Annotated in this window: 11 protein-coding genes; 6 read left to right on the forward strand and 5 right to left on the reverse strand. The window is 74.4% G+C overall.

What is annotated here, in order from left to right; translation table 11 throughout:
• Window positions 1-54 precede the first annotated feature (54 nt).
• The 4 genes from LPU43_RS12005 to LPU43_RS12020 all read left to right on the forward strand — a co-directional run bounded on the left by LPU43_RS12005 (window position 55) and on the right by LPU43_RS12020 (window position 2,840).
• The gene (locus tag LPU43_RS12005; protein WP_229400404.1) at window positions 55-264 is read left to right on the forward strand and encodes a helix-turn-helix domain-containing protein; all 210 of its coding nucleotides are present in this window, start codon (window positions 55-57) and stop codon (window positions 262-264) included.
• Between the two features lie 237 nt (window positions 265-501).
• A complete protein-coding gene (locus tag LPU43_RS12010; protein WP_007465623.1) occupies window positions 502-603 on the forward strand; it encodes a 30S ribosomal protein bS22 in 102 nt (33 codons plus the stop codon).
• 120 nt (window positions 604-723) lie between these two features.
• Entirely contained in the window at window positions 724-1,797 is a 1,074-nt protein-coding gene (locus LPU43_RS12015) for an NAD-dependent epimerase/dehydratase family protein (protein ID WP_229400405.1), read from the forward strand.
• Between the two features lie 185 nt (window positions 1,798-1,982).
• A complete protein-coding gene (locus tag LPU43_RS12020; RefSeq protein ID WP_229400753.1) occupies window positions 1,983-2,840 on the forward strand; it encodes a lysophospholipid acyltransferase family protein in 858 nt (285 codons plus the stop codon).
• Window positions 2,841-2,937: 97 nt separating this feature from the next.
• Here the strand turns inward: LPU43_RS12020 and LPU43_RS12025 are convergent, their stop codons facing one another.
• The 3 genes from LPU43_RS12025 to LPU43_RS12035 form a co-directional block, all read right to left on the reverse strand.
• Window positions 2,938-3,810, reverse strand: coding sequence for an HAD family hydrolase (locus tag LPU43_RS12025; protein ID WP_229400406.1), 873 nt, complete (start codon window positions 3,808-3,810; stop codon window positions 2,938-2,940).
• 163 nt (window positions 3,811-3,973) lie between these two features.
• Complete coding sequence (locus LPU43_RS12030; RefSeq protein WP_229400407.1) at window positions 3,974-4,843, reverse strand: DUF5667 domain-containing protein; 870 nt, start codon at window positions 4,841-4,843, stop codon at window positions 3,974-3,976.
• Window positions 4,844-5,295: 452 nt separating this feature from the next.
• A complete protein-coding gene (locus LPU43_RS12035) occupies window positions 5,296-6,273 on the reverse strand; it encodes an ECF subfamily RNA polymerase sigma factor, BldN family (RefSeq protein ID WP_229400408.1) in 978 nt (325 codons plus the stop codon).
• 626 nt (window positions 6,274-6,899) lie between these two features.
• Here LPU43_RS12035 and LPU43_RS12040 point away from each other — a divergent pair.
• A complete protein-coding gene (locus LPU43_RS12040) occupies window positions 6,900-7,154 on the forward strand; it encodes a glutaredoxin family protein (RefSeq protein ID WP_229400409.1) in 255 nt (84 codons plus the stop codon).
• Between the two features lie 163 nt (window positions 7,155-7,317).
• Window positions 7,318-7,968, forward strand: coding sequence for an HAD family hydrolase (locus LPU43_RS12045; protein WP_229400410.1), 651 nt, complete (start codon window positions 7,318-7,320; stop codon window positions 7,966-7,968).
• 1 nt (window position 7,969) lies between these two features.
• Here LPU43_RS12045 and LPU43_RS12050 read toward each other — a convergent pair whose 3' ends face one another.
• Together LPU43_RS12050 and LPU43_RS12055 are read right to left on the reverse strand one after the other, a co-directional pair.
• Window positions 7,970-8,626, reverse strand: a complete 657-nt coding sequence (locus tag LPU43_RS12050; protein WP_229400411.1) for a response regulator — start codon at window positions 8,624-8,626, stop codon at window positions 7,970-7,972.
• 36 nt (window positions 8,627-8,662) lie between these two features.
• Window positions 8,663-9,958 carry a sensor histidine kinase gene (locus LPU43_RS12055; RefSeq protein WP_229400412.1) on the reverse strand — a complete coding sequence of 432 codons (1,296 nt, stop codon included), beginning with the start codon at window positions 9,956-9,958 and terminating at the stop codon, window positions 8,663-8,665.
• Window positions 9,959-10,328 lie beyond the last annotated feature (370 nt).

A 10,328-nucleotide genomic window follows, 5' to 3' on the forward strand; every position in this document is an offset into this window, starting at 1 on the left:
CGGGAGCACCCCGTCCGGCGGCACGCGCCGGGGCAGGGGATGGGGCGGTGAACCATGACCGGGTCACAGTCCGACGGACGGCTGTCGGAGGTCAAGTTCCTCACCGTCGCCGAGGTGGCGGCGGTGATGCGGGTGTCGAAGATGACGGTCTACCGTCTGGTGCACAGCGGTGAGCTGACCGCCGTGCGGGTCGGCAGGTCGTTCCGGGTGCCCGAGCACGCGGTGCACGAGTACCTGCGGGGCGCCTTCCAGGAGACCGCCTGATACCTCGCCAACTGCGGTGCGATGTGACGGGCCCCAGGATGCGACGTAACGGGCATCGACGGGGGCGCGTTGGTCCTGCTGACGCTCTCCGGCTACCCTGGAGCGGTCCGTGACCGCACACCGGTGCGCCCGCCGCCCGCCACGCTGGTCCGGTCCGTTGTCCGCAAGCGGTCGTCGACGCCACCGCGTGGTGTCTTCCGGTCCGCCCCGCACGTTGCATCGAAAGGCTGTCGTCGTATGGGCTCGGTGGTCAAGAAGCGCCGCAAGCGCATGGCTAAGAAGAAGCACCGCAAGCTGCTGCGCAAGACCCGCGTCCAGCGTCGCCGTCTCGGCAAGTGATCGGGGCCGGGCCTCGGCCCGGCGCCCCTCGCTTGCCAACTGTCGACCCTCGGAGGCTCAGGTGATCAGGCCGCGGTTCCCCCGGCTCGATCCCACCTGCCGGATCATCAGGTGCGCGACATGACCCCCGGTGGCACCCCAGGTGCCCCGGGGGTGGTTGTCGTCACCGGGGTCAACCGCTACCTCGGCGCGCACGTCGCGGCCCGGCTCGCCGCCGACGCCCGCATCGAGCGGGTGATCGGCGTCGACCCCGCAGCCCCGAACCCCGAGCTGGCCGGCCTGCTCGACGGCGTCGAGCGCGTCCGGCTCGACCTCGGCTCGCTGGGCGGCCTCCTCGTCGACCTCGACGTCGACACCGTCGTGCACCTCGCCCTCGTGACGGCCCCCGACCCGCAGCAGGGCGGGCGGTCGGCGATGAAGGAACAGAACGTCATCGCCACCATGCAGCTCCTCGCCGCCTGCCAGCGGGCACCCGGGCTGCGCAAGCTCGTCGTCCGCTCGTCGACCGCCGCCTACGGCGCGTCGTTCCGGGACCCGGCCGTCTTCACCGAGGAGACCGAGCCGCGCGAGGTGCCGCGCGGCGGTTTCGGCCGCGACATCCTCGACATCGAGGGGTACGTCCGCGGCTTCCGCCGCCGCCGGCCCGACGTCACCGCCACGGTGCTGCGCTTCGCCCCGTTCATCGGCTCGACGGCGGACACCACGCTGACCACGTACTTCTCCCAGCCCTTCGTGCCCACCGTCTTCGGGCGCGACCCCCGGCTGCAGTTCGTGCACTTCGACGACGCGCTCGAGGTCCTGCACCGGTCGGTCGCCGAGGAGCACCCGGGGACGTTCAACGTCGCCGGGCCGGGGGTGCTCTCCCTGTCCCAGGCGATCCGGCGGGCGGGCCGGGTCGGCGTGCCGGTGCTCGAACCGGGCCTGTCCGGCGCCGTCGCGCTGGCCCGCAACCTCGGCTTCGGCCGGTACGGCCTGGACCAGGTCGACCTCTTCGTGCACGGCCGGGTCGTCGACACCTCCGCCCTGGAGCGCGAGTACGGCTTCACACCCCGCTCGACCGTCGCCGCCTTCGACGACTTCATCCGCGCCCACCAGGGTGGCGTGGTGCTCACCCGGGAACGGCTGGCCGCCGCCGAGCGGGCCGTCCTCGACGGCATCCGCCAGGTGCGCGCGGCCGTACGGGAGCAGCCGTGAGCGGGCTGGACAACGGGCGCGCCGTGGCCAACGGCCGGTACGACGTACCGCTGGTGGTGGCCGGTTCCGGCGACGAGCCGGCGCGGCGCGACGGCCGGCACCCGGCCCCGGAGCCCGCGCCGGACGCGCAGGGCGGGTTCGGGTCTGCTGCTCCCGGTCAGGAGCCGGCGCCGCGGGACGCGGCGGTGCCCGAGCGGGCCGGTGACGTGTGGGACCGGCGGGTCGCCTCCGGGCTGGCGTTCCTGCGCCGTCGGCTCTCCGGGGACTACGAGGTCGACGAGTTCGGCTTCGACCCGGAGCTGACCGACGCCGTCGTCCACCCGCTGCTGCGGCTGCTCTACCGGGACTGGTTCCGCACCGAGGTCGGCGGCCTGGAGCACGTGCCGGCGGACGGGGCCGGCCTGATCGTCGGCAACCACTCGGGCACGGTGGCGCTGGACGCGCTGGTCCTCTCCGCCGTCCTGCACGACCGGCACCCGGCCCACCGCTACCTGCGGCTGCTCGGCGCGGACCTGGTGTTCCGGATGCCGGTGGTCTCCGGCATCGCCCGCAAGACCGGCGGCACGGTCGCCTGCAACCCGGACGCCGAGCGGCTGCTCCGCTCCGGCGAGGTGGTGGGCGTCTTCCCCGAGGGGTTCAAGGGCGTCGGGAAGCTCTACTCCGAGCGCTACAAGCTGCAACGCTTCGGCCGGGGCGGGTTCGTCTCGGCGGCGCTGCGCACCGGCACCCCGATCGTGCCGGTGGCGATCGTGGGCGGCGAGGAGATCTACCCGATGCTCGCCGACATCAAGCCCCTCGCCCGGCTGCTCAAGCTGCCGTACTTCCCGGTCACCCCCACGTTCCCGTGGCTCGGGCCGCTCGGGATGGTGCCGCTGCCGAGCAAGTGGCTGATCGAGTTCTGCCCGCCGATCCCGACCGCGCACCTGACCGACTCGGCCGACGACCCGCTGGTCGTGTTCAACCTCGCCGACCAGGTGCGGGAGACCATCCAGCAGACCCTCCACCGCCTGCTGGAACGCCGCCCCGACCCGTTCGGCCCCTGACCCGCCCGGCCCGCACCGTCGGTCCGGCCCCGGACCCGCCCAACCCCGTTCGGCCCCGATCCGGCCGGCGGGCCGCGCGGCGCGGGCGGTCGGTGGGTCAGCCGGTCCGGCGGCGTCGGTGCAGGGCCAGCCCGGCGCTGACCGCGCCCGCGAGCACCCCCGCCGCCGCCGTCGACGGTACGGCGATCCTGACGGCCCGCCGGCCGGTGCGGAAGTCCCGCACCTCCCAGCCCCGCTGCCGGGCCTGGCGCAGCAGCCCGCCGTCCGGGTTCACCGCCACCGCGCGGCCCACGCTGGAGAGCATCGGCAGGTCGTTGGAGGAGTCGCTGTAGGCGGCGCAGCGGGACAGGTCCAGCCCCTCCACGGCGGCGAGCTGGGTCACCGCCTCGGCCTTCGCCGGCCCGTGCATCAGGTCGCCGACCAGCCGTCCCGTGTACGCCCCGTCGACCACCTCCGCCACCGTGCCGATGGCCCCGGTCAGCCCGAGCCGGGACGCGATGACCCGGCCGATCTCGATCGGCGCGGCGCTGACCAGCCAGACCCGCTCGCCGGCGTCCAGGTGACGCTGCGCCAGTCGGTGGGTGCCGACCCAGATCCGGGGGGCCATCAGTTCGTCGAAGATCTCCTCGGCGAGCCGTTCCACGTCGTCCACGCGCCAGCCCTCGATGAAGGCGAGAGCCGCCTCCTTGGCCTGCGACACGTCCCCGGCGTGCTCGGTCGCGAGCACCCGGAAGCGGAGCTGCTGCCAGGCGAACCGGGCCAGGTCGCCGGTGGTGAAGTGGTTGCGGGCGGCGAGCCCACGGGCGAACCAGTAGATCGAGGCGCCCTGCATCATCGTGTTGTCCACATCGAAGAAGGCAGCGGCACCGGGGTCGGGGGCCACCGGGGTGACGGGCGCGGCCTCGGTCTCCGCCCAGCCGGCGGTGTGGCCCTGCCGATCCGTGCTGACCGTGACCTTGTGGGTGCCCACCGCGCCTCCCTCACTCGCCTCCCGCGAGAGTAGCCGCCCCTGGCCCTCGCCCTGCCCATTGGTAAGGAAGGGCACCCTGTCGACGCTTTCCGTTGTACAAGGGCCCCTTCCTGGCAGCGGGCCCGATTCGGCCGGGTCGCCGGAGGGGTGCGGGGAGGCAGGCTCAGCGGTCGCCGGGGCAGGCTGCCGGGACGGGACCGAGCGCGTCGCTGGCGGTCGGGGCGGGCAGCTTGCAGCCGATGGCGGCGCGCAGCGCGTCCGCGCGTGTGCCGACGGCGTCGAGCAGGGCGAGCGACCGGCGGACCCGGTCCCGCTCCGGCCGGCTGGCCCCGTCGAGCAGGCCGGTCACGCCCCGGCGCTGCCCGGTGACGAAGGCGTCGACGGTGGTCAGGCCGGTCGTGTCGGCGCGCTGCGCGGCCGTCGTGGTCAGCAGCCGTACGCCCTGGCGGGTGTTGGAGTCCATGTCGCCGAGCACGGCCTCGAAGCCGAGCTGGTCGCCGCGCAGCGCGGCAGCCTCGTCGAGCCGGGTGCGGGCGAAGTCGAGGAAGAGCTGACCCCGGCTGAGGTCCGAGCTGGCGAGGGCGAGCTGTGCCCGCTCGGTGGAGCGCTTCATCCCGTAGAGGGCGTCGCCCGGCACCGCGTTCTCACTGGCGGCGGAGATGCCGGAGACGGCGATGGCGCCGGCGGCCACCCCGACCAGGATCGCGCCCCGGGCGCGGGCCCGGCGGGCCGTCACCGCCGGCAGCAACGAGCCGCGGTGGCCGGCGGGCACGGCTTCGGTCGACGCGGCGGCCGGCGCTCCGATGCCCTCCCGCTCGGCGGTGGCGACGAGCATCGCCCGTAGGCCCGTGCGGAAGTCGGGGTCGACCTCGGCGGGTGGGGGATCGGTGCTGAGCTGCCGGCCGACCGCGACGAGCGCGGCGAGGTGGTCGTCGGCCCGTGACCGGACGTGGTGGCGCCGGCCGCCGTTGGCTTCGTCGAGAAGCTGCGCGAAGCGCTCGGCGCGCCGGCGGGAGAAGAGGTAGCTTTTCACCGCAGGCACCTCCTCTCGCTGGTCGCGGCCGGTCGGCCGCTGTCGTCACCAGCGACCGGTGGCAGCGGGGCACCGACGGACGGAGGGCCCTCGCGGGCTGCCCAGTCCGGACCGTGGGTGCCGGGGAAACCGTCGGTCGCATCCGGAGAAACGCTCCGCGCCGGGCACGGGTTACGGGGCCGGCGGGAGCAGAATCCCGACGATCGACGGCCCGCAGGCCGCGGTGTTCGTCGATCCGATGTGGAGCACGCCGTCCGCGCTCGGTGCCGGCGGTGGATGCGGCACCGGCACCCGGGACGGCGGTCGGGCGGAGAGCAGCGGTGCGCGGGACGGCGGTCGGGCGAGGAACATCGGCGTGCGGGGAGGGCCGGGGGGATCGGCGTGCGGGGACGGGCGGGCGCCCGCCGGGGCGTCGGTGGTGGAACTGGAGCGCCCGGCGGGGCGGCTGCGGGTCAGGGCTGGAAGCCGTCCGGCAGCAGGCGGGCCAGGGCGCGGACCGCGCGGTACTGGAGAGCCTTGATCGCACCCTCGTTCTTGCCCATCGCACGGGCGGTCTCCGCCACCGAGAAGCTCTGGAGGAACCGCAGCACGATGCACTCCTGCTGCTCCGGGTTGAGCTGCTTGACGGCGGTGAGCAGGGCGACGTTGGTGATGTGCTCGACGACTGCCGCCTCGGGGCTGCCCTCCGGCCCCCGGTCCTCCCGGTCGGCGTCCAGCACGTCGCCGGTGGTGACCTCCAGCCGGTACCGGCCGGACTTGAAGTGATCGGCGACCAGGTTCCGGGCGATGGTGACCAGCCACGCCCCGAGGTCCCGACCCTGCCAGGTGAAGCTGCCGATCCGCTTGAGGGCGCGCAGGAACGTGTCGGAGGTGAGGTCCTCCGCGAGCTGCCGGTTGCCGACGCGGAAGTAGACGAAGCGGAAGACGGTGTCGACGTACCTGTCGTAGATCAGCCCGAACGCCTCGGCCTCGCCGGCCTGGGCGCGCTCGACCAGGGCCCAGACCTCGGTGGCCGGGTCGGACGGGTCCGGCCGGCTCGGGAAGCCGGTGGGAGGGTCGGGCGGCGGCGAATCGGCCGGCACCGCCGGCAGGACCGCCGTCTCGCCGGCTGACGGGTCGCCGACCGGCGAGACGGCGGCCGACTGCTCGCTGGCCGGCGGGGTGTCGCCGCCGCGCCTGCCCTGCGCGGGCATGGTCGGCCGGGCCGGCGACGCGACCCGCCCGCCGTTGCCGCCGGGGAGGGGAGGGCGCGGCAGGGCCTCGTTGTGCTGTGACCGGTTGCGTAACCGTCTGGAGGAGCCGTCGCCGCGCACGGTGGTGCTCCACAGGTCGTCGACCGGGTCGCGGCCGCTGCCCAGTCGCTCGTTCAGGGCGGCCCGCGCCGCCGCGGCCAGCCCTCGTGGACGTTCCGCGAAACCGAAGCTGATCACCGTGCCTCCCCCGTCCCGTCCGACGCGGGTCGCCGACGGGCCGCGCCGGGGGCGCGGCCACGACGGCCGGTCAGGGCTCGTCCGGGACGTGCCGACGGGCGGCAGGTCCCCTTGAGGTGCTGGTCCAATGCGCTTACGGGCACAGGGGCCTCCTCGGGCTGAGGGGTGTCAACTCACGGCAAATGGGGTGAGTCGACCCGAGTGATGATAGGGCCAACGTCACCCACGCGTGGCAAGTCCGTTACACAGAGCGGAAGTATTTACTCGGCCCCCGCACCGGCGGCGGACCGGTTGTCCGTCGCGGGTGGTTGACTTTCCCGCGGCCGGCTGATTGGCGGGTAATCCCAGCTCAGCGCCCTGGCAACGGCCTGCCGGGGGCGGTGGCCGGGCGCGGTGCGGCAGCCGTCCGGCGCGCCCCGCCGGCACCCGCGTCGGGCGGCGCGACCGGCATCCGGGTCGGGCGCCCCGCGTCACGCCGGCGAGACACTACCCTGGACTGGTCCGAACTGGACGCCTCGGTCGCGCACCCGCGTTGCCGTGCCCGGCGATCGGCGAGGCGCGCAAGACCCAGCTCAGGCCGGAGCCGCCGCAGGCGTAGCCGGCCGACACCCGCACGGAGGTTCCCGATGTCCAGTGACGCCCGGCTCACGCTGATCACCCGCCCCGGCTGTCACCTCTGCGAGGACGCCAAGGCGGCGCTCGACCGGGTGGTGGCGGTGACCGGGGACCGCTGGCGGGAGAAGGACGTGACCGGGGACGTCGAGCTGGAGCGAGAGTACGGCGACCGGCTGCCGGTGGTGCTGCTCGACGGCAAGGAGCACGGCTACTGGCGGGTGGAGGAGGAGCGGCTGCTGCGGGACCTGACCACCCCGCAGCTCTGAGCGGGCCGCCCCGGCGGCTCCGGGCGGGGCCGCCCCGGCGGGTCGGGGCGGTTCGTTCCGGCGGCTCCGGGCGGGGTCACTCCGGCGGGTCGGGGTGGTTGGTTCCGGTTCGGCCGGAAAGTGCCGCTCCCGCGCGGCGGGGACGGGCGCTTATGGTGCTGGCATGACCCCTGCGCGAAGCCACCTGGTGTGGGACTGGAACGGCACCCTGCTCAACGACCTCAGCCTGGTGGTGGCGGCGACCAACGCCGCCTTCGCCAGCGTGGGCGGGCCGTCCGTCAGCGCCGACGAGCACCGGGTGCGGTTCCGCCGCCCGATCGCCGACTACTACGCAGAGGTGCTCGGCCGGGCGGTGGACGACGAGGCGTTCGGCGAGCTGGACCGGATCTTCCACGACGCGTACCGGGGCGGCCTGACCACCTGCGCGCTCGCCGACGACGCGACCGCGGCGATGACCGCCTGGCCCGGCACCCAGTCGCTGCTGTCCATGTGGTTCCACGACGAGCTGGTGCCGACCGTGCGCACCTACGGGCTGACCGGCCGGTTCGCCCGGGTGGACGGGCTGCGCGCCGAGGTCGGCGGGGGCCGCAAGGCCGAGTCGCTGGTGCGGCACCTGGCCGGGTTGGGGGTCGACGGCCGGGAGGTGGTGCTGATCGGTGACTCGATCGACGACGCCGACGCCGCCCTCTCGGTCGGCGGCCGGGCCGTGCTCTACACGGGCGGCTTCACCGACGCGGTCCGGCTGCGCGCCTCGGGCCACCCGGTCGCCGACACCCTCGGTGAGGCCGTCGCCCTGGCCGCCGCCCTGCCCTGAGTCAGGTGCGCAGGTAGGTGAGGACCGCCAGGACGCGGCGGTGCTGGGCGGTGTCCGGCGGCAGGCCGAGCTTGGTGAAGATGTTGCGGACGTGCTTCTCCACCGCCCCGTCGGTGACGACCAGGGTGCGGGCGATGGCCGTGTTCGAGTGCCCCTCGGCCATCAGGGCCAGCACCTCGCGCTCGCGGGGGGTCAGCTCGCGCAGCGGGTCGTCGCGCCGCCGCCGGACCAGGAGCTGGCCGACCACCTCCGGGTCGAGCACGGTGCCGCCGGCGGCCACCCTGGCCAGCGCGTCCAGGAACTCGTCGATGTCGGCCACCCGATCCTTGAGCAGGTAGCCCACGCCGCCCCCGCCGGCACCGCCGGTGGTGGCCAGCAGGTCGTCGGCGTACGACACCTCGACGTACTGGGAGAGCACCAGGACCGGGGTACGGGGGACCAGCCGGCGGGCCTCGACCGCCGCGCGCAGCCCCTCGTCGGTGTGCGAGGGGGGCATCCGCACGTCGACGATGGAGACGTCGGGGCGGTGCGCCACCACCGCCCCGACCAACGCGTCACCGTCCCCGACGGCCGCCACCACGTCGTGTCCCTGCTCGGTCAGCAGCCGGACCAGCCCCTCCCGGAGCAGTACGGCGTCGTCCGCGATCACTACCCGCATGGTGCGGATGTCTACCACGTGCCGGGCAGGCGACGCTCACAGCGGTAGGTCCGCGCGGATCCCGGTCGGGCCGCCCACCGGGCTGACCACGTCGAGCCGGCCGCCCGCCGCGCGCACCCGGTCGGCGATCCCGACCAGCCCGTGGCCCTTGGCCAGGTGCGCCCCGCCGTGCCCGTCGTCGCTCACCTCGACCACCAGCCGGTCGTCGGTCCGGGTGACCGCGACCTCGCACGTCGTCGCCCCGCTGTGCTTGGCGACGTTGGTCAGGGCCTCGGCGACCACGAAGTAGGCGGTGCTCTCCACGGTCGGCTCGAGCCGACCGCCCGGGGCCTCCAGCCGGGGGTCGATCCGCAGCTCGATGGGGACCAGGCCGCGCCCGGCGAGTGCGGCCAGGGCGCTGGGCAGCCCCCGGTCGACCAGGATCGGCGGAGCGATGCCCCGGGAGAGGGCGCGCAGCTCGGCGAGGGTGTCCCGGGTCTGGGTGACCGCCTCGTCGAGGGTCCGGCCGACGGCGTCGGGGTCGTTGGCGAGCTGCTGGCGAGCCCGGCTCAGGTCCAGGGCCAGCCGGACGAGGCGCTGCTGCGGGCCGTCGTGGATGTCCCGTTCCAGCCGGCGCAGCGCGGTGGCCTCGGCGGAGACGGCAGCCCGCTTCTGGTCCTCCAGCACGACGATCCGGTTGCGCATCTCGGCGACCCCGGTGAGCAGGGCACGGGCGAAGCCGGCCTGGAGCAGCGCGCAGCCCCGGACCACGATCGGCAGGGTGAGCAGGAAGAACAACCCGATGGCGGTGTAAAGCCCGACCCTGACGCCGGTCGAGTCGCCCAGGCCGATCAGTTCGTTGAGGTCCTTGTTCTCCGGCGGGTTGGGCAGCGCCCAGCCGTAAACCCAGTAGAGGCTGCCGAGGAGCGCGCCGGCCCACCAGGTGACCGTCACCACGAAGGTGATGATGGCCACGATCAGCTTGAGGATTCCGTGGGCCAGGTCGAGCCAGGACTGCGCGTCCCGCATCGGCATGAAGATCCGCCGCCAGATGCCCGCCTCCGGCTCCGGCCGGCGGTAGTCGGGGCGGATGCGGCCCTGCCGGAGCACGGCGGGCAGCCGGAGCCGCTCGATGTCGGCGAAGCCGCGGGCGGCGTACAGGGCGCCGGCGAGGACCGGCAGGCCGATCACCGTCACCACCAGCCCCACGCCGAGCGCCAGCCCCACCAGGAGGACCACGAAGCTGGCCAGCGCGAGGGGAAAACCGAGCAGCAGGTATCCGGAGTCGCGGAGGAGCTGGCGGGGGACGCTGGGCGAGGTGGCGGTCGGCTCGGCCAGGGGGGTGGCGGTCATGGCTTCGAGGCTAGGCCCGCGACGGGCCGGGCCCCATCCCGCCGGCCGCCCTGTCCACGGTAGGGCCAGCCTCACCTCCACCTCACCGAACGTAGATCGACTGCGCCCCGGGGGCCCCGGCCCGGGGCGGGGCGGCTCGCGCGATTGGTGAGGGAAGTCGGTATTGAGCAATAATCGTCGGGCGGCGTCGCGGGGGCTGCCGGATCGATCTTGCGGAACGGAGGGGCAGGTGAGGGCTGGTCGCGCGTCTTCAAGATCGCGATTTGTGCGTGTCTTCACAAGCGCCTACTCTGTAGTTCCGACGCGTCCTGCTAGCACAGCCGGCAATCTCGGTCGCCAGCGGGATTCCCGGTACGGCTGGCCCCTGGAG

The organism is Micromonospora okii (genome assembly GCF_020884795.1).
Lineage (GTDB): Bacteria > Actinomycetota > Actinomycetes > Mycobacteriales > Micromonosporaceae > Micromonospora > Micromonospora okii.